Below are 26,915 nucleotides of genomic sequence, written 5' to 3' on the forward strand. Positions count from 1 at the left end.
ATATGCTACTCTATTCCTTTTGCAGGAACGGCAGAAGAATCTTCATCCGGGTATATTGGCCCGACTCACTCTCAATCGAAAGACCGTAATTATCCCCAAATGCCAGGCGCAAACGTTCATTTACGCTGCGGAGTCCAATATTCTCGGGCATTTCTTTGCTTCCATTACCTGGATTCGACAGAATCGTGGAGATTTCTTCTTCCTTCATCCCTATACCGTTGTCTTCAATCGTAACTAGAATATCGGCGAATCCACTTTTGGCCACCTTAATGAGAATTTCTCCTCTGCCTTTGGGCTCAATGCCATGGAAGATGGCGTTCTCGACCAGGGGCTGAAGCGTGAATCGTGGAATTAGGCCGGTTAGCAGTTCCTCGTTGTCAATCTCCTTTACCATAGAGACCGTACTGCCATAGCGATATTTCTGAATTAGAAAATAATCATCCAGCAGGCTCAGCTCATCTTTCAACGGCATTAGTCTACGGTTGTCTTTGGCGATGCTGCGCAGCAGTCTGGATAGTGAAGTGGTCATTTCCGCGATGCCGGTAGCATTCTGAATTGTAGCCATCCATTTGATCGAATTCAGTGTGTTGTACAGGAAATGGGGATTGATCTGACTCTGCAGCATCCGGTATTCCAGCTCCTGCTTCTGTTTCTCGTCAGCGAGCCGGCTGTCCATAAGCGCTACGATATCTTGGGACAGGCGGTTAATGCCCCGGCCGACATCGCCAAGCTCGCTGTTCCATTCGATATTGCGGTCCAGCAGGAAATTGCCCTGGGCGATCTTATCAATCCGCTTCTTCAGTTTTTCCACCGGAAGACTGATGGTACGGGTCAGATACAGCGTAATGATAGCGCTTAAGACAATAACCAGGAGACAGACGCCGAGCATAACCAGAATCCATATATTTGTCTTGGGAGCGAACAGGTCATTGGATAAAGTCTGTGACAGAATGACTCCGCTGCGTACGGGATAAGATACCACGATATGGCTCTCTTTCTCGTCCTCGAGCTTGACCATGGATAGCTCAGTTTGCGGACCGACAGGTTTATCATTGGTATAGGCCACCGGTTCATACGGCTCTGCAATGGCGATGACCTGGTCGCCGATGAGCTGATAATGATGATTGCCGAGCGTCAGCAGCAGCCGGGAATTCTTCGGCAGGGAGTACCCTTTCAGCTTGTCGGTAATAACAGTGGTATTCGCTAACAGGTACACTGTTCCAACGCGGGAAGCTCCTTTGCCGTAAATAGGAAAAACAAAAGGAATTCCGTTCGTGTTGGAGAGCGGGTCCTTGATCACCCGGTCCCATTTCTCCTCGGCATCATTGCTAAGGCCGGTAATTTGACCGATATTGTGTATGGTAAGCGGAACAGAGGTGCCGGTTTTATCCACCTGCAGAAACTTTCCGTTGCTATCCGTAACAATCAGACGGCGGGCATAGCTGTTGGAGCGGTTGTTCAGGAAGTCCTGCTGCATCGAGTTGAATACATTAACTGCTTCCTTAGAGCTAGCCTTAGGTGAGCTGAAGTAGTCTGTAATCAGGGTATTAGTAGAAGAGTTAGTGCTGCAAGTCATCGCCAGCGATGACAGATCAATTAAATCCTGTTCAATAATATGGGATACCAGCTGCAGATTGAATTCGGTCGCCTGGATGGTTGTTTTACGCTGATAATAAGTAATTAATTCATAGCTAAAAAAAGACAACAGCGACGCTATCAGCAGTGCGAATACGGCCATGAGCAGAATAATGCGACTTTTAATGGTGGATTTTCTTACCGTATTTAACACTCCTCTACAAAATGTGAAAACATATAAAGCGTTTTCATATACCATAGCATATTCCTGCGTTCCGATACAGGGGGAGGTACATAAGCTGAATATTTTACATGTTTTAGATAGAAAATTACAGGTTTGAACCGGAGCAGGGAAGAAGAACACAGAAAAGTGAATGAACTTTGTTTGATAATGCATGCCATTCTTGCGAAAAAAGCTATAAACTTTGAACTAAGCTCAGAAGAGCCGATCGTAGTTACACAATCAGAAGAAAAGGGGATATTTAAATGAAACTGAAAAGATTCTATGGCATAACCCTCGCCACAGTATTCTCCATGAGTCTGTTGGCTGGATGTTCTGGTAATAACAACAACGAAGGTGCTGCTGCAACGACAGCTCCAGCAACGGGGAATTCTGCAAACGCTTCCGCTGAACCGAGCCAGGAGCCTGTGACTTTGAAATGGGCCTTGTGGGATTGGGAAGCTACCGCTTACTACAAGCCGCTAATCGATGCCTATAAAGCTGAGCATCCGAATGTAACAATCGAATATGTCGATCTGGGGTCGACGGACTATATGACCATGTTAAGCACACAACTGTCCGGTGGCGCAGATCTGGACGTACTTACAATTAAAGATATTCCGGGCTACTCGAACCTTGTGAAACAGAATCACCTGGAGCCGCTTAAAAGCTTTATGAGTGGCAACGCTATTGATCCTTCGGTATATGGAGGTACTGTAGAACAAATCGAAGTGAACGATGAGGTGTATGCGCTTCCTTTCCGCAGCGATTTCTGGATTCTCTACTACAATAAAGATTTGTTCGACAAAGCAGGAGTGGAATATCCAAGCAATGATATGACATTCGAGCAATATGATGAGTTGGCCAGAAAAATGACTTCCGGCAGCGGTTCTGAAAAAGTGTACGGAGCTCACTACCATACTTGGCGTAGTGCGGTTCAACTGTTCGGTATTCTGGACGGCAAGAACACTGTTGTTGACGGAAACTACGATTTCTTGAAACCAACCTATGAGCGGATCCTGAAAGAACAGGAAGACGGCATCGTAATGGATTACGCCACACTGAAGACTTCAAGTACGCACTATTCTGGCGTATTCTACAATAATTCCGTTGCTACTATGAACATGGGCAGCTGGTTTATCGCTACACAAATTGAGAAAGTGAAGAGTGGCGAGTCCCAATCGGCTAACTGGGGCATTGCGAAATACCCTCATCCGGATGGTGTGGAAGCCGGTACAACCCTGGGTACAATTACTTCCCTAGCTGTAAATCAGAAATCCAAACATAAAGAAGCAGCACTTGATTTCATGAAATTCGTGACTGGTGAAGAAGGCGCTAAAGTCATTGCTTCCACCGGAACCATTCCAGCGATTAAGAATGATGAAGTTATCAATTCCATTACTTCCATCGAGGGCTTCCCTACGGATGAGAACAGCAAAGCGGCACTGACTACTGTTAAGACTTATCTGGAAATGCCTATGCATGAAAAGAGCGCAGACATCGAAGTTATTTTGAATGAAGCGCATGACAATATTATGACTAAAAATGCTTCGATTGACGAAGGTTTGGATGATATGAATGCTCGCGTACAGCAGCTCTTGAATAATTAACCTTAAGAGAGCCGGTTCTAAGGGCGGGTGAAAGCCCGCCTTTTATATTAAAAAGTATAGATTTGTGGGGAAAGTTTTAGAAGGTTTGGAGGAGAAAGAATGCAGAACGAAACCATATTGGGTACAAAAAAGATCCCTAAACGTCATTTGTCAAAAGGTGTCCGGGAAAACCTGGTAGCTTACAGCTTCATTGCGCCGAACTTTATCGGATTTGCCCTGTTTACACTGGTACCTATGTTTTTTGCCTTTATCCTTGCTTTTGTGAAATGGGACGGGGCCAATCCAATGAAGTTTATCGGGCTGGACAATTTCACCCGGTTGATCAGAGATACAACATTTCACAAAGCATTATGGAATACCATTGTTTACACTATTGGCGTAGTACCGTTCACCATGATTGTCGCGCTGGCGCTGGCGATTCTGCTTAATCAGAAGATAATGGCCCGCAATTTCATGAGAACCGTATTCTTTTTCCCTTATGTAGCATCCCTGGTAGCCGTTGCTGCCGTATGGAACTTTATCTTCAGTCCTACGATGGGTCCGATCAACAATATCCTGCATACCCTTACCGGTATCCCGCTGGAGGATCTTCCCCGCTGGGCAGCGGATAAACACTGGGCGATGTTCACAGTAATACTGTTTACAGTGTGGAAAAATATGGGTTATTACATGGTTATTTACTTGGCAGGTCTTCAGGGCATCAACCCTGAATTGTATGAGGCTGCTGAACTTGATGGTGCGGGCGCGTGGAGAAGATTCCGCAATGTGACGGTCCCTCAACTGGCGCCTACCTCTTTCTTTGTTCTGATGATTCTAGTCATCAATTCGTTCAAAGTCTACGATATCTTTATCAACCTATTTGCCGGCGCCGATAACCAGTTGAATGATTCTACAAGGGTTATGGTGTATCAAATCTATAATACGGCGTTCCGCTCGCTTGATTACGGATATGCCAGCGCCATGGCCATTGTATTGTTTCTGCTGGTACTTGGCATCACCATCGTCCAGTTCCGCGGCGAGAAGAAATACGGACAATAGGAGGATTCAAAAGATATGGTTGGTAAAAGTAAAGGACTTAGAATCAGCATTATGGTTCTTGTGTATATTTTGTTGTTTGCGACAGTACTGGCGATGCTGGTTCCGTATATATGGATGTTGTCTTCTTCACTCAAGATGAACAAAGATGTGTTTTCCTTCCCAATGCAGTGGATTCCACAGAATCCGCGCTGGGAGAATTTCGCGGATATCTGGACACGGATTCCGCTGGGCCGTTTTATTTACAATACGGCGAAATTATCGATTATCGTAACGATTCTACAACTACTGACTTCCAGCTTTGCTGCGTACGCGTTCTCCAAACTGCATTTCCGGGGAAAAAACATTCTATTCCTTGGATATATTGCAACAATTGCGATCCCTTGGCAGGCTTACATGGTGCCGCAATTTATCCTGATGCGTTACATGGGACTTAACAACACGCATTTGGCAATCATACTGCTGCAGGCATTCTCGGCATTTGGAGTATTTCTGATGCGCCAGTTCTATCAAGGTGTTCCGGATGAATTATGCGAGGCTGCCCGTATTGACGGCTTGAGCGAATATGGAATTTGGGCGCGAATCATGCTGCCGTTGTCCAAGCCAGCCTTGTCTACATTGACGATCTTCACCTTTGTCGCTACCTGGAATGACTTCCTAGGGCCAATGATTTATCTGACAGATACGAAACTCAAGACTATCCAAATCGGACTAAGAATGTTCATCTCGCAATATTCCGCCGAATATGGCCTGATTATGGCCGCGAGTGTGGTGTCCATTATTCCGGTTGTAATTGTTTTCCTGGCTCTGCAAAAGTACTTTGTACAAGGTGTTGCAGCATCGGGCATTAAGGGCTAGAACCGTATTTGACCTGGCAGTTGCATGCTTCATAGGCTGCCAGGTTTTTTTATAAGTCAAAGGGGTCTGTATAACTCTAGTAATTATTCATAATAAAATGAATACGCTTTCTTTTATTATTGGCCATCAAAGGAGGAGAAGAGAATGAACAGAGAGCACTTTCGAAAAAGGCTTTTCTCAATAACGATGACTACTGCGCTCGTAGTTGGGATGTTTCCGGCATTCACTCTGCCTGCAGCCTCTGCTGCTACCGTAAATTCTATCTACGCTGCCGCCCATATGGGGGCTACAACAATTGCAGATACTACTCTGCCAGCCAGCATTGATATCGGAGGCCAGAGCACAGCAGTGAACTGGAATATTGGAGCAGATACCTTTGCCGTGCCATACGATGCCGTGACCGTCAGCGGTACAGCAAACGGGGGGCCGGTCGTAGCCAGTGTGGAAGTTATTCCGCCCGCAAGTAATCCGTTGGTTTACTTTGTGGATAGCGGCAGAGGGGGCGATTCCGTAGGCAACGGGCCTACTTCCTCGCCGCTGTACGAAGCGGTCCGCACGCTGAGCGGCAGCGATTTGCTCAACCAGTCACCCGACCAGAAGTATATCAGCGGTACGGCGGACTGGGGATTTGATGATTCCGTAAACAAGGTCAAGAATTCCAAAGACGGGGGACTTACCGATCCAGCCACCGATCCGTCCCTATGGACTGTCGGACTTCGTGCCGACCCTGCCAGCAATCATATCGTGTATAAATTAAAAGCGCTTGAAGCTGGAACCTATACGCTCAGCAGCGGTTTCCATGATTGGTACGGCAGCCGCTCCCGTGTAATACGTCCTCAGATCGAGTATAAGGATGCTATCGGGGCAACCAAGACGATCTTGTTTGACCAGTTCAACACTAATGTGACTAAGCTAATTTCCGGCGAATTCACCATTCCTGGAGACATTGACGTTAGTAGTCCAATGACGTTGACTTACGCCTATGTTGCTGACGAAAAACCTATTTTGAGCTGGTTCGCCGTTGCCAAGGGCGGAATCAAGAAACAGATCGAAGAGGCTACACAGAGCGCAGCTTCTATGGTCAAGGTTCTGCTTGACGGCAACGATATCCAAGCTGACAATGTCAACGGCCTCACATTCAAGGGATTTGGCGTACTAAGCGCTAACAGCACCAGTGCGCTTTTGATGGACTATAAGTCAGAGCATCCAGAGGCTTATGCAGAAATGCTACAGATCTTGTTTGGTGGAGAACATCCGCTCATGACGCATGTGAAAATCGAGATGGGCAATGACCGCAATAACTCCACGGGACCTGACCCGGCGACTATGCGTACGGCCGATGAAGAGGCAAATGTTACCCGGCATCCCGGCTTCCAGCTTGCCGCAGATGCCAAGGCAGTGAACCCTGATCTTAAAGTGAGCATCCTGCGATGGAGTGCTCCGGCCTGGGCGAATAACAACGACAAAATCTATACCTGGTACAAAAAAACCATTCTGGCCGCTTATCGTGAATACGGTTATATGGCCGATTACGTTAATCCTTATATCAACGAGCACGCTCCAGATTTGGCGTGGACCAAACAGTACGCTGAGAGAGTCAAGACTGACAGCGAAGGCTTCAACAGCACCGAAGAGCGGGAACTGTACAACCGGATCAAGTCTGTGATATCCGATGAAGTCGGGATTGGCAGTTTCGGTGCCAGTATGGTGAGTGATCCTTCTCTGCGGGAAGCCGTGCCGATCGCTGGATACCACTACAACACGGACGACGACAGCGCAGGCAATTTCAAAAAACTTGCAGAACAATATGATATTGAGGTTTGGAACAGCGAGGCGCAGTCTACCTTCAGTAATTCCTCTTTCCGTCCCAACAACAATATGAAAGATCCTACAGTGGCAGGAACAGGAATTGGTGGTGTCGGCAGTCCGCTGGAGATGAGTAACACGATTATTAAAGGATTCGTTAACTCCCGCCGGACACACTTTATTTACCAGCCCGCCATTGGTTCCTTTTATGAAGGCGGACAATATTCCTTCAAGGAATTGGTCAGCATGCGCGATCCGTGGTCGGGATGGATTCATTATGATGCGGGTCTTGTCACTCTGCAGCATTACAGCTGGTTTGCGAATGTAGGCTGGGAAAACGAGGATAATACTGCTGGGATCTGGCGAGCGGTTCCTCAAGCCAGCTCTACAGGTGCGACAGGCACCAATCCGGTCAGCGGCCGCAACGGTTCCCCTAGCTATATAACCCTTGCAGCACCTGATAAAAAAGATTTCTCTACGGTTATCGTGAACGATAGCGAGTATTCCAAAATCTACAAGCTGCAGACAGTCAATATGGCTTATACGGGTAATCCATCCATGGAAGTATGGGAAACCCGTGCCGCTGATGCAGGAGAAGCGTTCAACAGCAATTATATGCAGTATCTCGGTGATGCCACTGCTGATGGCAGCGGGGTGTATACCGTTAAGGTTAAACCGTATTCGACCGTGACTGTGTCTACTTTGAAGAACAAGGACAAAGAAGAATATAATACACCGTTGCCTGTAGAAGGCGAGCGTACCGTACTAGATACCGATACTACAGGAGCGGGACACAGTACTGGGGACAACATTCTGTACGCTGATGATTTTGACTATTCCAAGCAGACTGTTGTGAAGATTGGTGCAGGCGGTCAATCTGAGGGTACCCAGAGCTATATCAAATCCCGCGGCGGTTCCCAAAGCGTTATCCCGCGTTTTACCCATGACCGCAACGGGGCATTTGAGGCCTATCTTCCGGACGGTTCAGACAATTATGTCCTGCGGCAGCAGCTGGACACGGGAACCATGGGGCTTGGCGGCACATGGAACAGCGGAGATCCCGTAACGGCCATCGGCGACAACCGGTGGATGAACTACAAGGCCAGTGTTGATGTTTCGTTCGAAACAAACAATACTCAGGGCGGAGCCAATTATGCTGCGATAGGCGCCCGTTATCAGGGAGGTGGCAGTTCCCACTCCATAACCGGTACACCGTATGTGCTGAAATTCTGGTTCGACGGCGGCTGGCAGCTGCTGGTCAACAATAGCGCAGTTGCGAGCGGAAATGCCGCGAACGGTTCCGGCGGCGTGAAGATCGACGGATTCGATACCGCATATGACGCATGGCATAATATTGCCGTTCAGGTTGCAGGCGATAAAGTGACTGCCTATCTGGATGGGGTGAAGCTGGCTTCCTATACCGACCCTACTCCTGAATTGTCCGGCCGGGTAGATCTGGCCAGCGGCTACTATCACGTCCGCTTCGATAATTTGAAGGTGGAGAAGGTTGAGGGCTACACGCCGTATTATTCAGAGCTTCTAGACAATCTTGAGATGTATGACCTGGCAGCTGCTCCGAACCCTAAACTGATATATACCGGGTCGTGGAGCCATATAAATGGAGCGGGCATGTACATTTACCAGCGTTCTCTTTCTACCAGCCAGGCTGTAGACGCTGCAATGGAATATACGTTTGAAGGCACCGGACTGGATATTCTAGGAGCGAATAACGGATCGGCGAAGCTTGAGGTAACGGTGGACGGAAAAGTTATTGCTCTATCGGCTGATACATTAGCTTCCAAGGAGCTGTACCAGACGTACGCACTCCGCGGGCTTAAATATGGCCAGCACCATGTGCAGATAAAGGTGGTAAGCGGCACCTTGGTTGTCGACGCGGTGGCGGTTGTTTCCGGGGAAGTAACCGGTACTGTAGATACTGCTGCTCTTCAGGCGGCGGTAACAGCCGCGAAAGAAATGAACAAACAGGATGAATATTCGGACAGAGACTGGCAGCTCTTCGTAGATGCACAGAGCGCTGCACAGGAAGCACTGGATAATCCTATTTTATACAAATTGGATCAGGAAGGAGTTACTCAGCTTGAAGCACGCCTGATCTCCGCCCAGAACCAGTTGACTACGGGAGATATACGGGAGCTTGTCGCTCCTCAGGATTTGGCTACTTATGCCGGAAAACTGCCGAATCTTCCAGACAAGGTGGAAGCCACTCGGGCAGACGGATCCAAATTGCTGGTATCAGTAAAGTGGAATGTAAATGCGGCCAGCTTCAACAATCCGTATGAACGGGTAGCTGTAACCGGCACTTATGGAAATCTGAAAACAACTTGTTATGTGGAAGTGGTACCGGAGGGGCTCTTATACTTCCTCGATGCTGGTGTATCGGTGGACGGTATCACGCCGCCGTATACGTTAATCAAGGATTTTGTAGGTGACAGCTTGCTTAATAACAAGGCGGATCAGCCTTCGACAGGCAATGGCGTATGGGGGCATACCAGTACTAAGTACCTCCTCAAGGGGCTTGGTGGCGCTGTAGTTCTCTCTGATAAAAGTCAGACAGGTGTTTATGGTTCCGATACAAAAAATAATCCACTTGTATACCTGCTCCCTTTGAATGCAGGCAAATATACGATTACGTCATTCCATCGGGACTGGTGGAACAACACCAACCGCACGATGGATATTACGCTTAGCTATATCGACGCTGAAGGGAAAGAAGTGACCAAACCGGTCCGAACCGGCTTCGTCGCAGGTCCTAATGGCGCTATGATTAACTATGACTTCACGCTTCCGGTGAGCGGTACTGTGAAATACTCAATAAACAATACGTATTCAGGCAATCAGGCTGCATTGATCAGCTATGTGGCTGTAGCTAGAGATAAAGCCAGTGTTGTTAATGAGCAGGCTGTAAATGAGGCTAAGAGTATCATAGAAGGTGCGGTATACAGCGTGCAGAAGGAAGCGGCAAACAGCGAAGAAGCTGTCCAGACTTGGCTGCTGCAGACGATAGGCGCTCTGCCCGGTTTCAATGATACCGGAGTTACGATCGGTGAGATTACCTTGTCTTCCTTCCAAGAAGCAACCGATGAGACTAACGGCAGCTTCAGCTTTACGGTATCACTTAGTAAGGGAGAGGCTACAGCGGATAGTTCGGTGAGCGGAACAATCAAGCTGCCGGAACCGGATACTGTTCAGCCTTTGATTACTCTGTTAGGTGATGCAATAGTGAATTTGCACATCGGTTCTGAATATACAGATGCAGGAGCGACTGCTTATGATGACAAGGATGGTGATATTACAGACCGTATAACTACAACAGTTAGCAGTGAAGTATACGGGTTGACTGCTCTCGATACAGCGAAAGCTGATATTTATACCTTCCATTATAATGTCAGCGATACTGCGGGCAATGAGGCTGAAGAAGTGACAAGAAAAGTAGTCGTTGCACTTGATCCGGATGTAATGAAGCCGGTGATTACACTGCTTGGTGAACCGTCCATTCAACAGGAAAATGGCGCAAGCTATATGGATGCCGGAGCGACAGCGGTAGATGACCGTGACGGCGACATTACGGAGCACATTGTAGCAACGATTACGAAGAATGAGGAGAATGTGCTGGCACTGGACACTAAGGCGGCAGGCATCTACACCTATCATTATAATGTGAGTGATGCGGCGGGCAACGCGGCTATCGAAGTGACTAGAACCGTGACAGTGGGCGAAGCAGAGCAACCTCCGGTAGTGACACCAACACCAACACCAACACCGACATCGACGCCGGAACCGGAGCCAACAACAGCAGCAACATCTACGCCGGCGCCAACGGAAGCACCAGTGTGGACGGTAGCACCGACACCAGCAGTCACCCCGTCCCCAACGCCAACACCGCTGCCGCAGACCGAAAAGGTTCTTGATCCAAAGGATTTCACGGCACCGGTTGGAGGAGTAATAACGGTTCAGCTTACTGAAGCTACAGAATCCGTACTGCTTCCAGCAGGACTATCAGGAATCATCGGAGAGAACACTCTACGTCTGGCTTGGAGTAAGGTTGCTATCGATCTGACCCCAGAAGTGCTGAAGAGCATTCAAGAAAAAGCTACTGGAGGTCAAACGGAGGGGGCGCAAATTAAGCTCTCAGCAGTGAAGGTATCCAGAGATGCTGTGGAACAGTTAATCAATAATCCGGCTGTTAATGGTTCCGTACATTTATCTGCGGCGAGTGATGTGATTAACTTCAGCTTGGAGGTTGTTGCTGCGAACGGCACTGCTGTAACGGTAACTGCTTTTGATAAACCGTTGACACTTACGTTCAACGTAGATCCGGATGCCAATACAAGCTTGCTCGGCAGCTACTATATTTCTGCAAATGGTGCGCTTGAATTCATGGGCGGAACGTTGACTAATGGTAAATGGACTGCTGAAATACGGCATTTCAGCCAGTATGCAGTCCTGGAATACGATAAGCTGTTCACAGATGTCAGCAGTGACAGCTGGGCCAGCAATGTGATTAAGACCATGGCTGCGAAGCATATTATTGAAGGCATTTCCAGTACGGAGTTTAATCCGCAAGGGGATGTAACTAGGGCACAATTCGCTGCTATGATTGCACGCGCGCTTGGGCTTAAGGCAGGAAGCCATGCAACATTTGGTGATGTGGATTCCAAAGCCTGGTATGCCGAAGCCGTGGCAGCTGTTAGCGGAACGGGTATCGTGCTCGGACGCAGTGCGGATTCGTTCGCCCCGGATCAGAGCATTACCCGCGAGGAAATGGCTGTGATGATCGTTCGTGCTTATGAATATTTGCAGGGAAGCGAGACCAATGAACCTGCTGTAGGATCGTTCAGTGATTATTCCCGGGTTCATGACTGGGCGAAGAACGCAGCAAACATCGCCGAACAGGCGGGACTGATCAAGGGACGCGGCAATAAGCAATTCGCGCCACAAGAGACGATGACCCGTGCCGAAGGTGCGCAAGTTATCTCCAATCTGCTGGGATATTTGTAAGTAGCATTTCAAAGAACCTGGCAGGCTGCATTAAGCGGGCTGCCAGGTTCTTTATAGATTTGGAGAGGCGGGGGAGTGCTTAGGAAAACAGCGGCCGGAAGTCCAACTATTCACCGCAGTAGCGATTGCATCTTTTTTTGAAAAATCCTTGAATTTGAGTTTTAAAGCTCAGCTTCTTTTACTATATTTTCCGGGTGGAATGCCCGTGATGTTCTTGAAGGTACGGATGAAATTGGCATAATCGTTAAAGCCGGACAGATAGCAGGTATCGGATACGGAGTTCCCGGCGGACAAGAGCTGCTTGGATAACGCAATTTTTTTGAGCAAGACGTAACGGTAGATGGTTCCGCCTGTCTGCTGTTTGAACAGATGGCTGAGATAATATTTATCGACGTTCAGTTCTCCAGCGATTTGCTCCAGTGACAGATTTAGATGCAAGTGGTTGTCGATATAGCTCATGGCTGATTGAATATGTGAGGAAATGATGCTGGGCACGGTAGATCGGGTGCGGCTGTACAGCTCATTGATGAGGACGAGGATCTGAACCAGGTAGGTCAGAGCCAGAACTTCGCTCCCGTACTGCTGATTCTCTAATGTCTCAATCAGGCGGGAAGCAAGGGCTGTATACTCTGCAATCAGCGGTTCATCCATTTGCGCGAGATTATGCTCTCCGGGCTGGCGGTTCTGGAAACAAGCGAGCAGATTTGTAGATGCGGTACAGAAGGGATAGACAAGTGGAGCTTTGAAATGGATTGTCAACCGTTCATAGGGCTCCGGAGATAAATTGATGATTTTATGAATCTCGTGATTGTTGAACAACAGGACATTGCCCCGCTGCAGGGGATAGCTGAACTGATCTACAAAACCGTTCACCTTGCCGCCCAAGAACAGGAAAATTTCATAGTGGTCATGGATGTGGAAATCCCTGGTAGGTGAGATCGGCGAATTTCCGATACCTGCCAGAATATCTCCATCGAACGGCTCATAATACTGGGCATGCTTCATTGGAACTGCCCCTTTCAGATTGATCACAATATACGCAATAAAACATCATTATTCGCAAAGACATTGCAATAATACAACACTAAACTATAGTAGAAGATTACGCAATATAACAAGATTCAGGCGTTAGGCAAGAGAAGTAGCTGTAGCTGATTAGATGCAATTGAAAGGGTGGAATTGTGCATGAATGGGAAGGAACAGCGTAAATACTGGCTGGATACAATGCTGCTGATCGGGGGGCCTGTGCTGAATGCTTTGGCTGAGCGGAAATTAAAGGAACAGTTGCCTACTAAGTTTCATAGTGACCGGAGCCAGTTTGCCCATTTGGAGGCTTTTGCGAGATTGGCATGCGGAATGGCCCCTTGGCTTGAGCTAGAGGGACTTGAGGGTGAGGAAGAACAGTTTAGAGCCCGTTATGCCGGGCTAATGCTGGAAGCCATTGATGCCGCTGTTGATCCGAATTCACCTGACTATATGGAATTCAAGACTGAAGGCCAACCGCTGGTTGATGCGGCATTCTTGGCACACGCGCTGGTGCGTGCGCCAAAGCAGCTTGCCGGCAAGCTGAGTGCGCGGGTCAAAGGAAATGTAATAACAGCGCTGAAGCAGACACGCCGGACAGCGCCAAGCGGCAGCAACTGGCTGCTGTTCAGCGCGATGGTGGAAGCCGCTTTGTATATACTCGGCGATCCTGAATATGACCGGATGCGCGTTGGTTATGCGGTCCATATGTTCATGGATTGGTATAAGGGCGACGGAGTTTACGGGGATGGCAAGGACTTTCACTGGGATTATTACAACAGCTTTGTTATTCAGCCGATGCTGGTGGATGTGGTAGCACTTTTTGAACAGGAGTCGGAGCAATATTCCGCATTGAAACCGCTGATTCAACAACGGGCACAGCGATACGCTACTGTTCTCGAACGGATCATTGCACCGGATGGAACCTATCCCTTTATCGGGCGTTCGATCGTTTATCGTTTTGGGGCATTTCAACTGCTGTCGCAGGCGGCGCTGCAGCATTTTTTGGAGGAAGCATTGCCTCCTGCACAGGTACGCTGCGCTTTGACAGCTGTGATTACGCGAATTATGGAATATCCGGGTACGCTTGATGAGTCCGGATGGCTACGTCCGGGGGTATACGGTTATCAGCCGGAGCTTGCGGAGAGCTATATCAATACAGGCAGTCTTTATCTATGCGCCTCCGTATTCCTCCCGCTGGGGCTGCTCCCTTCTGATCCATTCTGGTCAGGGGAAGAGATGAAATGGACTTCACTAAAAATTGCAGCCGGTGAGGATGTTATGAGAGATCATGCCTTGGAATAAAAAGTATTCAGCCATATTAGTGATGAATAAGATGCTTCGCGGATCTGACTGACCTATAAGGAGGAAAAAAGGCATGAATAAACAGATGCTTTTGGAAATAGTGCATAAAATGAAGCCAGTCGATCTGAGCTTGTATTATCCAAAGGGGGATGCGGCTGCTTTTTGGAAACGGGCGTTATCATCAGGAGTACTACAGGCAGATATCAGCGAGATCCGCGCGGAGGCGGTAAGGCTGGACGGGCAATCTATACCTGAACTGTCGTATACGTTATTTTCCATTTATTCGCGTACGGGTTCGAGGCTGGAATATGAACGGGTTTATTTTGAACGGAGAAGAAGGCTGAATACTTATGTATTTCTGGCTTTGCTGGAGCCGGAACATCCGGAAGTACTGGAGAAGCTGGAGGACATCCTCTGGGCTATATGCGATGAGTACACCTGGTGTCTTCCGGCCCACCTCCCAGCGGATCATAATGCAGCTGATATCAACCGGTATATTGATCTGTTTTCTTCCGAGACCGGATTTACTTTAAGTGAAGTTTTACTTTTGCTCGGGGAACGACTTTCGCAGCTTCTGAGATCCCGAATCCACCATGAAGTAGAGCGGAGACTGTTTCGTCCATTTCTTGAAAATGGTCCTTATGATTGGGAGACAGCGCGGCATAATTGGGCAGCGGTCTGTGCGGGATCAATCGGGGCTGCTGCCTTGCTGTCTGTGGAGGACCCAGCCATGCTTTCGGATATTCTGCTGAGGACAGAGCGCGCCATGTTGTATTACCTGGAAGGGTTCGGTGAGGACGGTGCCTGTCTGGAAGGCCTTGGATACTGGAATTATGGGTTTGGTTATTTCACTTATTATAGCGATCTCCTCTGTTCCAGAAGCGCAGGCAGACTGGACTGGTTCAACCAAGAGAAGGTAGCGCAAATCGCGCGCTTCCAACAAAAATGTTTCATTGACGGAAGTCATGTAGCCAATTTCTCTGATTCAGTGCCTCAGGTGCTAGTACATATGGGATTGTCTCATTATCTGGCGGAAGTCTGTACGGATGTCGAACGCCCCCCATCCGCTTTGCGCGCTCCTTACACTGAAGATCATTGCAGCCGCTTTGCACCGGCTTTCCGCAATCTGATCTGGACGACGGCTGGCAAGGAGGACGAAGCTTGGCAAGCCGCCAGCTATTATCTCCCTGATGCCGCTTGGCTTGTCTCGCGTTATGTGTCGGAGGCGGGTTCATTCGGATTCGCAGCCAAGGGCGGGCACAATGCTGAACCGCATAACCATAATGATCTGGGACATTTCATTCTGAGCGGCCGGGGAGAGATCTACGCATCCGATCTTGGAAGCGGAGAGTATACCGCTGATTATTTTGGGGCTGGCCGTTACCAGTATGACTGCAATGGATCGCAGGGCCATTCGCTGCCGATCATTGATGGCCAGTATCAGCTGGCCGGTCGGGCGTTCAGCTCCACAGTGCTGCATGCATCGGCGGAGGAGAATGATGAGCTGACATTGGATCTGACACAGGCGTATCAGGTAACAGGACTACAGTCCTTAATCCGTTCGTTCGTCTGGCATAAAGAGGAATGTCCACGGCTGGAGCTGACAGACACTTACCGGTATGCGGGAATTCCGGCGAGCTGGACGGAGCGGTTTGTCACCTGGCGTGAGCCGAAGCTCCTTCATCCGGGTACCTTGCTGCTGCCGGGGACTACGGCTCGCGGCGTTGAAGTGACATACGATTCGCTGAAAGTTGAGCTGGAGATTACTGTGCATATGTACCGGGATCATTTTGGCATGGAGAAGCTCTGGTATAGTCTGGACTTCCATGTGCTTCAGCTTGGCGCGGTGGGCAAACTGGCATTCACTTTTCAATTTCTATAAAAGATGGACCTGAGCTTATAAAAAGTCCTCTATCAGAGGGTAGAGGCTAATTCGAATAAAGGCGGGATTTAGATGAGTAGATTAGTAAAGCAAGCTTGGGTAGACGAGGCTTGGGGCAAAGCCTTGGAGAAGACTAGAACGAACAGCCGGAGAATCGGTGCAGAATTCCCCCATGCCAGTCAAGGCGGCAAATACGTGCTTGAAGCACCAAACTGGTGGACGGCTGGCTTTTGGCCGGGAATGCTCTGGCAGCTCTATGCTGAGAGTGGTGATGAGGATTTGAAAGCGATTGCTGAGCAGTGTGAGGAACGTCTTGACGAGGTGCTAGATGGTTATGTGAAGCTGGACCATGACCTAGGTTTTATGTGGCTGTTGACCAGTGTTGCGAACTACAAGCTCACGGGCAGAGAAGCATCACGAGTCCGGGCGTTGAAGGCAGCCAACTATCTGGCGGCCCGCTTCAATCTGAAAGGACGCTACATCCGGGCCTGGAATCCATGGAGTGAAGGCGAGGATAACAGCGGGGTAGCCATTATCGATTGCTGCATGAATACCAGCCTGCTTTTTTGGGCCTCCGAAGTAACAGGGGATCCACGTTATCGGCATGTCGCTGAGGCGCATATGGATACGGTGCTGGAGCACTTCATCCGGCCGGATGGTTCGGTTTATCACATCGTCAAATTCAACCCGGAATCGGGCGAAGTGGTTGAAAAGCTTGGCGGGCAAGGTTATGCGCCCGAGTCGGCTTGGTCGCGCGGGGCAGCCTGGGCGCTCTACGGACTGTCATTGGCCTATCATCATACGGGCAAACAGAGTTACCTCAATGCATCCAAGCAGGTCGCGCATTTCTTCTTGACCCGTCTGCCCGAAGATCACGTTCCACATTGGGATTTCCGTGCTCCCGGTGAAGTTGGCGAGATTCGTGATAGCTCTGCTGGTTCCTGCGCAGCGAGTGGCTTGCTGTTGTTAGCTAGCCAGGTTGACGACTTGGAGGCTCATGTGTATCGGAACGGGGCTATAAGAATTACAGAATCCCTTTATAGGAATTATGGAACTTGGGACAATGCAGAAGAAGAAGGATTGCTGCTTCATGGTACGAGTAACTATCCTGAGAATCGGAATATAGATGTTCCGCTTATCTATGGCGATTTCTTCTATATAGAAGCGCTAGCTCGGCTGAAAGAAGCCGGACCGTTCTACTGGGAATAGGGGGGATATGATGCAGACCATGAAGGCTTCTACTACTATAGCTATTAATCCGCTGAAGACCCGGGAGGATCTGGTCTCTGCTCTTGAACAGCTTACAGATCCGCTTCGGCCGCTCTACAGCAGAGGCGGTGCACGGCTGGCAATCGGCGGGACAGGAGCGAGCTATCCAGCAGTAACTGCAGAAATGGAAGGTTTCTCCCGGGTATTGTGGGGCTTAGTGCCCCTGCTCATGGGAGGTGGAGAAAGCGGGCTTTGGGATACTGTGCTGGATGGCATACGCCACGGCACGGATCCTGCCCATGAAGAATACTGGGGTGAAGTTCAAGATTATGACCAGCGTCTGGTAGAGATGGCGGTCTTCGGTTTCGCCTTAGCCGCCATTCCTGGACAGATCTGGTCACCACTTACCCAGAAGGAACAGGAGCAATTGTACAGCTGGCTGAATCAGATTAATTCCCATCCTTGCTATGACTGCAACTGGCTGTTCTTCAACGTGCTGGTTAATGTTGGATTCCGCAGAATCGGCCGCCCCTACGACGCGGAGCAGCTGGAGAACAATCTGAAGCGAATGGATGATTTTTATCTGGGTGATGGCTGGTACAGTGATGGAATTAACGGGCATAGCGATTATTATGTTCCTTTTGCCATCCATTACTATGCGTTACTGTACGCGAAGCTGATGGAACAGGAGGATCCGGAACGTTCACAGGTGTTCAAAGAACGGGCCCGGCTTTTTGCCACCGAATTCTTGGGCTGGTTCGCTCCGGACGGATCTGCCCTTCCTTATGGAAGGAGCTTAACCTACCGCTTTGCCCAGTCTGCTTTCTGGGGTGCCCTCGTCTATGCAGGCGTTGAAGGATTCCCTGTAGGTGTGGTCAAAGGATTAGTACTGCGCAATTTGCGCTGGTGGTTCAGCCAGCCGATCTTTGATGCCGGAGGCATTCTGACGATTGGTTATACCTACCCCAACTTGGTCATGGCGGAGAATTATAACGCTCCCGGTTCCCCCTACTGGGCGTTAAAGACATTCCTGCCATTGGCTCTCAGCGCGGAGCATCCATTCTGGAAGGAAGAGGAACTGCCGCTGCCGGATATTCCTGCAGTTATAGTCCAGAAGCCTGCGCATCTTGTCATTGTCCGCGAACCTGCTTCCGGCCATGTGGCTGCCTTCAACAGTGGTCATCTATATACGAATGAGCATACCCACACGTCTGCCAAGTATGAGAAATTCGTATACTCAACAGGCTTCGGGTTCAGTGTACCCCGCTCCGAATGGGGATTGTCTCAAGGGGCATTTGATTCCATGCTCGCTCTAAGTGAGAGCGGGGACAACTTGTATCGGGTCAGACGGCGGAATATGGAGTCAAGAATTGTGGACAATGTGCTGCACTCTGTCTGGAAGCCATGGACTAATGTGGAGGTTCGGACCTGGATCGTTGCTGGGCTGCCTTGGCATATTCGGATACACCGGATCGAGACCGGACGACCGTTGGACGCCGCAGAGGGCGGCTTCGCGCTTGGTCAGGAAGCGGGGGTGGAACAGCAGATCGGCCTTACAACCGCGGCAGTATCTACAGCAAGGGGAATAAGCGGAGTCAAGGGTTTGATCGGCTACGAAAAGGCTGAGCTAATTTGGCCTAATGCCAACACAAACCTGCTTCATCCCCGGACTGTTTTGCCTACACTGACGACTTTCCTTGAGCCTGGAATCCACTGGCTGGCTTCGGCTGTATACGGTGATCTGTCGGGAGATTCGTGCGGCGGTATTATAGAACAATCACCAGAGTCTATTTTGAAGGTTGCTTTTGACAAGGACATCATTAAGGTTCTTACGTCTAGTGAAGCGGAATTTATTATCAGAAGAGAGTGAGAATTACCGCTAACAACGTTGTGTTAAAAAGACAAGTGAATGAGTAGAGTATGACTGATTTCTCGTATGAAAAATAAATTTCTGTGGTTGTACAATTTCCCCCGTACAGGCACTTCTAGGCGCACGCCCACATACAATAAGGATGACCATGAACCCGTAAGGCAAACAGATCGGTTTCATTGTACAAGTGCGGGAGGTGTCGCCAAGTTGCCTGGATTCTTAAGCACGATTGCGTTGCTGATCAAAGAACTGACGCTGCTGGTATCATACGTAAGGAATAATGCATTTCCACAACCGCTCTCGGAGCAGGAGGAAAGCCGATACTTAGGGATGATGGCTGAGGGAGATGCCAAGGCCCGCAATTTGTTGATTGAGCATAATTTGCGGCTCGTTGCCCATATAGTGAAGAAATTCGATAACACCGGAGAAGACATGGAGGATCTGATCTCCATCGGCACCATCGGCCTGATTAAAGCTATTGAGAGTTATCGTCCGAACAAAGGGACAAAGCTAGCCACATTTGCAGCACGTTGTATTGAAAACGAAATTCTGATGCACCTAAGATCCTTGAAGAAAACTCGTAAAGACGTATCCCTGCATGATCCAATTGGGACAGACAAAGAAGGTAATGAAATTACACTTATCGATATCCTTGGCTCCGAAGCTGATGATGTCATTAAAGAAGTAGATCTGAAGATCGAGAAGAGCAAGATATATCGCAACCTAGATATTCTGGATGATCGGGAAAAAGAAGTTGTCGTGGGGCGGTTTGGATTGGATACAGGTGGAGAAGAGCGGACACAGCGGGAAATTGCTAAGGAGTTGGGGATCTCGCGGAGTTATGTTTCGCGGATAGAGAAGAGGGCGCTCATGAAGCTGTATCATGAGTTTTATAAGGCGAAGCGGTAGGACTGATGACAATTACACAGTAATAATCCATTAATAATAAAACTTGAAAAGCGACTTGTCTAAGGATGAGTCGTTTTTTGTGTGGATAGGGTTCACCCTACTTATGATACGGTTCACCGTAACATCTATAGAGCGAAATACAGGTAATTCTCATACCTATACCGTTTACAATTCCTCTTTCTGTAAATTGCCTAATAGCATCACTAGCATATGATCCTTCAATATCAGAATAACTGACTGTTATATCCTGTTGAAACAGTCACTCATAAGTATATTTCTTCTTGATTGATAGGCATTTTGCTCTCAATCCACCAAGTTACTGAACTAAGCACGGCTCCGATGTACGCCTCTATTTTAATTTGCTGTACTATTCCACATATTCGTACTTTTCATTAAAAACCCGCACTTGATTTCGACCAGCTCTTTTGGCAGCATAAAGTGCTTCATCAGCTTTATGAAGAAGTTGATGGATTGTTTCCTCCACAGCTCCTGTCGTTACGGATACCCCAAAACTAGAGGTAATCGTTACCAATTTTTCATTTTCAACTAGAGGCTTCTGTTCAATGCAAAATCTAAGGTGATTAGCGAAGTTTTCCCCTTCCGCTAGTGTATAACCAGGTAAAGCGAGTACAAATTCTTCACCACCATATCTAGCAAATAGTATATGTTCTCCCATCTCAGCCTTACATATTTGAGCCACATGTACTAGCATTTGATCTCCGGTTTGATGCCCATAAGTGTCGTTCACTTTTTTGAAAAAATCAATATCAAATAGAATAATCACAAAGGATGATAATTCACCCTTTGCTTTCATTAAGCTTTGCTCACTTTTCTGGAAAAAGGCACGACGATTGTATATTTGTGTAAGATCATCATAATAGGCTTGATGCTCTAACTTTTGTTGTAATGTATGTAGCTCTGTTATATCCGTAAATATAATTAGTAAGCCAGAGTTATTATTAGATTGTTGAAGCATAGAAATACGTAGCTGATATATATAATTACCTTGATGAATCGTAACATTCAATTTATCTGAGATCGTATCTAATTGAACAGGGAATGATTGATCCGTTAGCATATACCAAACTTGATCAAATGGCTGCCCTAACGTTGATCGATCCAATTCACTAAACATACTTTTACAAGCTTGATTATATTCGATTAATTGATAGGTATCATTAAGCACAATGACACCATCGTTCATACTATTAAAGATCGTTTCCTTTGCAATTGGCATTATTGATAACATTCGAGAGGAGGTAATAGACCAAAGGTACAAAACAGAAGAAAACCAAATAACCATGGGTACAGGATCGATACCATCGGGTGTCACTCCTATGAATAATAAAAATGCAGTCATTATTGGAAGCAGTTGACCGCAGATGAGGGCAAATAATTGAGATCGATATACACTAACGGTTTCCTTCCAGCGTGAAAGCAGCAATAAGAGCGCAGCTAACATACAACAGAAAATGTAAATATTATGTACGGCAAACCATGCCCCATACTCAATCTCACTATATGGAGCCCCGAGCACCGAATGGATATCATATATTCTATAGTAAAAATGATGGGATTCATTAGTTACATTGATGAGAAAAGTAATACAAGGCATTGTAAGTAGCGCGATTATTCTTTTTCTCGTTATTTTATAACCCAAATATTGCATGACAAACATTAATCCTAACGGAGGGAAAAATGGCATCCCTGCATACTGTACAATATTCCAAAATCTAAGCTGTTCTAACGAAGTCGATGTTAAGCTAAAGGCATAACCAAAGCAATAAATCATTGAAGTTAATGTATTCCACATGAACAAATTAGCGATATTTGTATAATAATGTCTCCTCCAATAAGTAAAGACAAGTATAGACAAATTCAGAACAGCCGAAGTACAAACTAATGTTATATATGCTGCTAGCTTCGAATCCAATAGGTATACCCACTTTCATACAATACATATATTTACGTTAACACGATTAATATAAGATGTTGATTTGTTCCTTGAACCATTTACAGGATTCCGTCCACATCACTATTATGTCTGTACTACCCACATCGTATTGATTATTGCTTCATGAAATAGATTGTTTTTAACTTAGCATGACACTCATGACAGTAGCAACACATTTAGCCAATCAGTAATGCTATGATTACTATTTCGTCTATACCGATCACCAAATAGTTAGTACAACATTACGTAATTCATCACTTCTATTGCATTGCAAACAAGTACCCATCGATTGGATGGGTACTTGTTTTTATTTCTAATTATAAAGGCTTCCCCATGTACGACATAAGTCAACTAAATCCATTTAGAATTTTGTGAAGCGCTTGCAGATCTATTCGTATTGTACAGAACGTGCAAGTGCCGCAACAGAGCCGCGAAAATCAGGTCTGCCGTCATCCGTCCACAACAGCTCCGCTACAAATGTATGGCGATTCGGATCGTATAGCGGATCTCCTACAATATGCTTATACGTTCTTGCGTGGAACACAAACAGCGTCTTCTCGCCAGTCTCTGACACCGTGAAACTATTATGACCAGGACCATACATCGAGATGCTCTCATCCGTCGTGAGAACCGGTACTTTCGACTTGCGCCATGAGGCAGCATCGAGCAAATCCGAGTCCGCATCGGCTTCAAGCAAGCCCATGCAATAATTGAAATCAGTAGCGCTAGCAGAGTAAGTGAGGAATACCCGATTATCTTTGCGAACAAATGCCGCGCCTTCGTTCACTTTATACCCGATGATCTCCCAGTCATATTCGGGCATCGTAATCATCGTTTGCGCCCCAATCAACGTCCACGGATTGCTCATTTTAGATATGTAGAGATTAGAGTTGCCTTCGATTTCCGGATCCTTTTGTGCCCATACGTAATAGAGGCTACCATTGTGCTCAAAGGTAGTGGCATCGAGGGAGAAGCTTTCCCAAGCGGTACGAACCTGTCCTCTTTCCGTCCAGCTGCCTTCGAGCGGATTTGCATTTTCATTCTCCAGTACATACATCCGATGGTCGAACAAGCCTTCTGTCGTTTCCGACGTATGCGCGGCAGCGAAATATACGTACCATTTTCCATCAATAAAATGCAGCTCTGGCGCCCAAATATTGGCACTAAGAATGCCAGTCTCTCTCTTTCTCCAGATCACTACAGGAGCTGATGTAATAAGCCCTACAAGGTCCTGTGCCCTACGGATTTCAATCCGATTATACTCTGGAACCGAGGCCACGAAATAATAATAACCATCTGAATGTCGGCATATAAAAGGATCAGCTCGTTGCTCGATCAATGGTTTAATGACGCGTAACTCCTCTTGTTGGACTCCCATCTTATCACCTATTTCATAAGTAATAGATACTAACCTTTAACAGCACCCGCAGTCATACCATCAATGAAATATTTCTGGAAAGCGATAAACAATATGAAGATTGGAATGATGGAGAAGAAGGAGCCCACGATCAGAAGGTCATAGTTATTCCCATAAGGAGTTAACAATGTTTTTAAACCGATTGGCAGTGTATATTTATTTTGATCTCCCAACACCATGAATGGCCACAATAGATTATTCCAGCTATTCATACCATTCAGAATGGCCATTGCCGCAAAGGAAGGCTTCATAATCGGCATAATCACTCTGAAATATATCGCATATTCGTTTGCTCCATCAACTCGCCCAGATTGAATAATTTCTTTTGGTATGCTTCTGAGATATTGCCTAAAGAAGAATATCGTCCCGGCATTAGCTATACCCGGCAGAATGATTGCCGAATAGCTATTCACCATTTGCAAATCATTTATTAAGCTGTACAAAGGAACCAGCAATATTTCAAATGGCACCATCATAATGAGCAACACACATATAAAGAGGAAGTTCTTACCTTTGAAATCATACGCTGCAAAACCATATGCAACAAAAGCGCTTACAAACAGTGTTAAAGCAACCTGAATGATTGTTAACGTCATACTGTTCCAAAACCATACAAAATAATCATGTTGTCCAGTGAATAAATAGATAAAATTATCAAAACTCATTATTTCAAAATTCAAACTTAAGTTAAGACCATATCTTATTAAAGCTTCACCTGGTTTAAAGGAAGAGAGGGCCACTGCATAGAATGGAACCATAATTATAACGAATAGTATAATAAAGGTACTAATTATGACTATTCTAGCAATTACGTTGTTCTTCATCTGACTAGTGTCCATTTTAATCCTCCTCCTTTTTGAACATTCCACTAAATTTCAACTGCGTTAAATTGATAATCATAGCAATGACTAATAGAACGATACCAACTGCTGCAGCGTAACCGAGCTTATTCTTCTCAATTCCTTGTCTATACAAATATCCGACTATAGTTAGGCCAATATTTTTCGGTGAATTGTTACCGTTAAACATCATTAAGCTCTCGGTAAACATTGCCAAACCTGCATAAACACTAATTGTCGTAACATATATCGTGGTCGGCTTCAATAATGGCATTGTAATCGATCTGAACTTCTGCCAAGCAGATGCCCCGTCAATTGAAGCAGCCTCATAATAATCATTGTCAATGTTTTTCAAACCAGATAGATAGTACAGCATATTAACACCTGTCCATCGCCAACATGCAAGAATTAATAGTGCAGCCATACTCCATTCTGCATCTTTCAAGAATTTAGTAGGCTCTACACCAAATAGACCTAGAAAACTGTTCATTAATGAACCATCCATTTCGCCGAATGTTAGGCGAAAAATAGTACCCGCCACTGCGACAGATGTCAATGCAGGAAGAAAGAACGAAGATTTAAAAAACTCCCTCCCCAGCATTAACTTACTGTTTATCATAACTGCAAATAACATTGGGAAAGGGATTAACAGCACTAAGGTTCCTAGCATGTATACAACGCTATTTTTAATAGCCGTCAAAAACACTTTATCTGTGAATAACTTCGAATAATTCGCTTCACCAACCCATTTTGGATCCTGTCCCAACATCCTATCTTGAAAACTCATTACGAATGAATTTACAAGTGGATAAGACCAGAATATCAAGAATATGATTATGAATGGCAACACAAATACATAAGGTGCAACCTTTTGAGAGTATACAAATTTCTTTATCATAATCCCACTCTCCCTTGACTATGACTAAACCTGCCGAGCACCATTCTTGCCGACAGGCTTAATCATAACCATTTACTTATTATTTTTATTTCAATTCTTGTTCAATTGCTGCCTGTGCTTCATCGAGAGCTTCCTTCACGTCTTGGCCATCTTCAAAGATCGCATTCAGAGTAACCGTATTGAGCACATTGCCGATCGTCGGTGAAGCTTTTACGGATTTGATAGCTCTAATTTCGTCTTTGATTTCATTCAAAGTATCAAATGCATTTGTTTTAAAATACTGGACGTATTCGTTATCAGGGTTTTTCGTTACAGCCTCATCTTTCCATACTTCCATATTGATTGGGTCAAATCCAAGTGTATTCCAGATTTCAGTAGTAGCTTCTTTCGAAAGCTTAGCAAAAGCTACAAACTCTTTTGCCAACTGAACGTCTTTACCAGTCTTAGTAACAACTGTGCCAGTACCGCCTAAGCCAACGGAACGAGGATTACCTTCTTCGAATACAGGCAATGGAGCAATTGCATACTTACCTTTAAGGTCCTTCATTTCGTTTACAAAGCGGGACATGTACCACTCAGGCATCAATGCGCTTGCGTAGTTGCCTTTGTTGTATTCGCCTTTTGCTTCTTCTGTGTCGGGTTGTCCACCTGGGATCGTATGAATAACATTATTCTTCTGCAGGTCAACTAACATTTCAAACGCTTTAATCATCTCAGGGGAGTTAACTTTTGGATTGCCATTTTCATCTGTAAAATCAGCGTTTTGCTGAGCAAGTAACAGCGAGGCTTGCCACGTAGCGGATGTATCAGCAGTACCTAAGTACTTACCAGTCTTTTCATAAACCTTGATACCTGCTTGATTGTAATCTTCCCAAGTTTTGATCATCTTGTAGTCAACACCTGCTTGTTCGAGAATTTCCGTGTTGTAGAAAGCAAGCGTAGCACCTACGTGATAATCAAAGCCATAAACCTGGTCAGCTTTGGAGTAAATATCGACACGTGAGGGAACGACAACGTCTTTGTATGGTGCAAATACATCATTCAAAGATTCCAGTGGAACGTTGTCCCCTTCCAAGAATTTAGGGAACTGACCAAGCTCGATATCCGCAATATCAGGAGCACCTTTTCCACTTGTAACTGCCAATAAGAGCTTGTTGTGCATATCATCGTAAGGCATAACCGTTACATTCAACTTAATCTGTTTGTCTGGATTCTGTTGGTTCCATAACCCCAGCATTTTATCCAAATGCTTGCCATGCAAATCTACGAATGTCCAAAATGACATTTCTGTTGCATTCTCACCGGCATCAGCGCCTAACTGCTGTGTTTCCGTTGATGAACTGGAAGACTTACTACATGCCGACAAAACTAGTGACATCATAAGGATTGTAACGATGGAGATTAATGTAATGCGTTTTTTCATTTGTTCGTCATCTTCTCTTTTTTTGTTACTCATTTGAGATGCTGGGTGACTGGTCACTTCTGT

Annotated in this window: 16 protein-coding genes; 9 read left to right on the top strand and 7 right to left on the bottom strand. The window is 46.5% G+C overall.

Annotated features, from left to right (window positions below):
* Positions 1 to 10: 10 nt before the first annotated feature.
* Positions 11 to 1,738 carry a sensor histidine kinase gene (locus NST94_RS06820; RefSeq protein ID WP_256716669.1) on the bottom strand — a complete coding sequence of 576 codons (1,728 nt, stop codon included), beginning with the start codon at positions 1,736 to 1,738 and terminating at the stop codon, positions 11 to 13.
* Positions 1,739 to 2,061: 323 nt separating this feature from the next.
* Between NST94_RS06820 and NST94_RS06825 the strand changes: the two genes are divergently transcribed.
* The 4 genes from NST94_RS06825 to NST94_RS06840 all read left to right on the top strand — a co-directional run bounded on the left by NST94_RS06825 (position 2,062) and on the right by NST94_RS06840 (position 12,123).
* On the top strand, positions 2,062 to 3,405 hold the full coding sequence (locus NST94_RS06825) for a sugar ABC transporter substrate-binding protein (RefSeq protein ID WP_036675860.1): 1,344 nt from the start codon (positions 2,062 to 2,064) through the stop codon (positions 3,403 to 3,405).
* Between the two features lie 99 nt (positions 3,406 to 3,504).
* The gene (locus tag NST94_RS06830) at positions 3,505 to 4,443 is read left to right on the top strand and encodes a sugar ABC transporter permease (protein ID WP_036675858.1); all 939 of its coding nucleotides are present in this window, start codon (positions 3,505 to 3,507) and stop codon (positions 4,441 to 4,443) included.
* A gap of 15 nt (positions 4,444 to 4,458) precedes the next feature.
* Positions 4,459 to 5,298: a carbohydrate ABC transporter permease gene (locus NST94_RS06835; protein ID WP_081383301.1), complete on the top strand. Its 840-nt coding sequence runs from the start codon at positions 4,459 to 4,461 to the stop codon at positions 5,296 to 5,298.
* Between the two features lie 144 nt (positions 5,299 to 5,442).
* Positions 5,443 to 12,123 (top strand): S-layer homology domain-containing protein, encoded by a 6,681-nt coding sequence (locus NST94_RS06840; RefSeq protein WP_143766441.1) that lies wholly within the window; start codon positions 5,443 to 5,445, stop codon positions 12,121 to 12,123.
* 168 nt (positions 12,124 to 12,291) lie between these two features.
* On the opposite strand, the gene NST94_RS06845 is transcribed toward NST94_RS06840, so the two are convergent.
* Complete coding sequence (locus NST94_RS06845; protein WP_339281812.1) at positions 12,292 to 13,128, bottom strand: AraC family transcriptional regulator; 837 nt, start codon at positions 13,126 to 13,128, stop codon at positions 12,292 to 12,294.
* A 180-nt stretch (positions 13,129 to 13,308) separates the two neighbouring features.
* On the opposite strand from NST94_RS06845, the gene NST94_RS06850 reads away from it, so the two are divergent.
* The 5 genes from NST94_RS06850 to sigK all read left to right on the top strand — a co-directional run bounded on the left by NST94_RS06850 (position 13,309) and on the right by sigK (position 20,321).
* Positions 13,309 to 14,451: a DUF2264 domain-containing protein gene (locus NST94_RS06850; protein ID WP_339281813.1), complete on the top strand. Its 1,143-nt coding sequence runs from the start codon at positions 13,309 to 13,311 to the stop codon at positions 14,449 to 14,451.
* A 73-nt stretch (positions 14,452 to 14,524) separates the two neighbouring features.
* On the top strand, positions 14,525 to 16,333 hold the full coding sequence (locus tag NST94_RS06855; RefSeq protein WP_339281814.1) for a hypothetical protein: 1,809 nt from the start codon (positions 14,525 to 14,527) through the stop codon (positions 16,331 to 16,333).
* A gap of 72 nt (positions 16,334 to 16,405) precedes the next feature.
* A complete protein-coding gene (locus NST94_RS06860; protein ID WP_339281815.1) occupies positions 16,406 to 17,542 on the top strand; it encodes a glycoside hydrolase family 88 protein in 1,137 nt (378 codons plus the stop codon).
* 19 nt (positions 17,543 to 17,561) lie between these two features.
* The gene (locus tag NST94_RS06865; RefSeq protein WP_339282131.1) at positions 17,562 to 19,412 is read left to right on the top strand and encodes a DUF2264 domain-containing protein; all 1,851 of its coding nucleotides are present in this window, start codon (positions 17,562 to 17,564) and stop codon (positions 19,410 to 19,412) included.
* Positions 19,413 to 19,619: 207 nt separating this feature from the next.
* Complete coding sequence (gene sigK, locus NST94_RS06870) at positions 19,620 to 20,321, top strand: RNA polymerase sporulation sigma factor SigK (RefSeq protein WP_036675850.1); 702 nt, start codon at positions 19,620 to 19,622, stop codon at positions 20,319 to 20,321.
* A gap of 367 nt (positions 20,322 to 20,688) precedes the next feature.
* Here sigK and NST94_RS06875 read toward each other — a convergent pair whose 3' ends face one another.
* The 5 genes from NST94_RS06875 to NST94_RS06895 form a co-directional block, all read right to left on the bottom strand.
* Positions 20,689 to 22,254 carry a histidine kinase N-terminal 7TM domain-containing protein gene (locus tag NST94_RS06875; protein WP_076125377.1) on the bottom strand — a complete coding sequence of 522 codons (1,566 nt, stop codon included), beginning with the start codon at positions 22,252 to 22,254 and terminating at the stop codon, positions 20,689 to 20,691.
* A gap of 409 nt (positions 22,255 to 22,663) precedes the next feature.
* Entirely contained in the window at positions 22,664 to 23,653 is a 990-nt protein-coding gene (locus NST94_RS06880; protein ID WP_076125375.1) for a family 43 glycosylhydrolase, read from the bottom strand.
* A 29-nt stretch (positions 23,654 to 23,682) separates the two neighbouring features.
* A complete protein-coding gene (locus tag NST94_RS06885) occupies positions 23,683 to 24,516 on the bottom strand; it encodes a carbohydrate ABC transporter permease (protein ID WP_076125501.1) in 834 nt (277 codons plus the stop codon).
* 16 nt (positions 24,517 to 24,532) lie between these two features.
* Complete coding sequence (locus tag NST94_RS06890) at positions 24,533 to 25,429, bottom strand: sugar ABC transporter permease (protein ID WP_042185833.1); 897 nt, start codon at positions 25,427 to 25,429, stop codon at positions 24,533 to 24,535.
* An 85-nt stretch (positions 25,430 to 25,514) separates the two neighbouring features.
* Positions 25,515 to 26,852 carry an extracellular solute-binding protein gene (locus NST94_RS06895; protein WP_042185834.1) on the bottom strand — a complete coding sequence of 446 codons (1,338 nt, stop codon included), beginning with the start codon at positions 26,850 to 26,852 and terminating at the stop codon, positions 25,515 to 25,517.
* Positions 26,853 to 26,915: the final 63 nt, after the last annotated feature.

This window comes from Paenibacillus sp. FSL H8-0282 (assembly GCF_037963825.1).
GTDB lineage: Bacteria > Bacillota > Bacilli > Paenibacillales > Paenibacillaceae > Paenibacillus_AQ > Paenibacillus_AQ odorifer.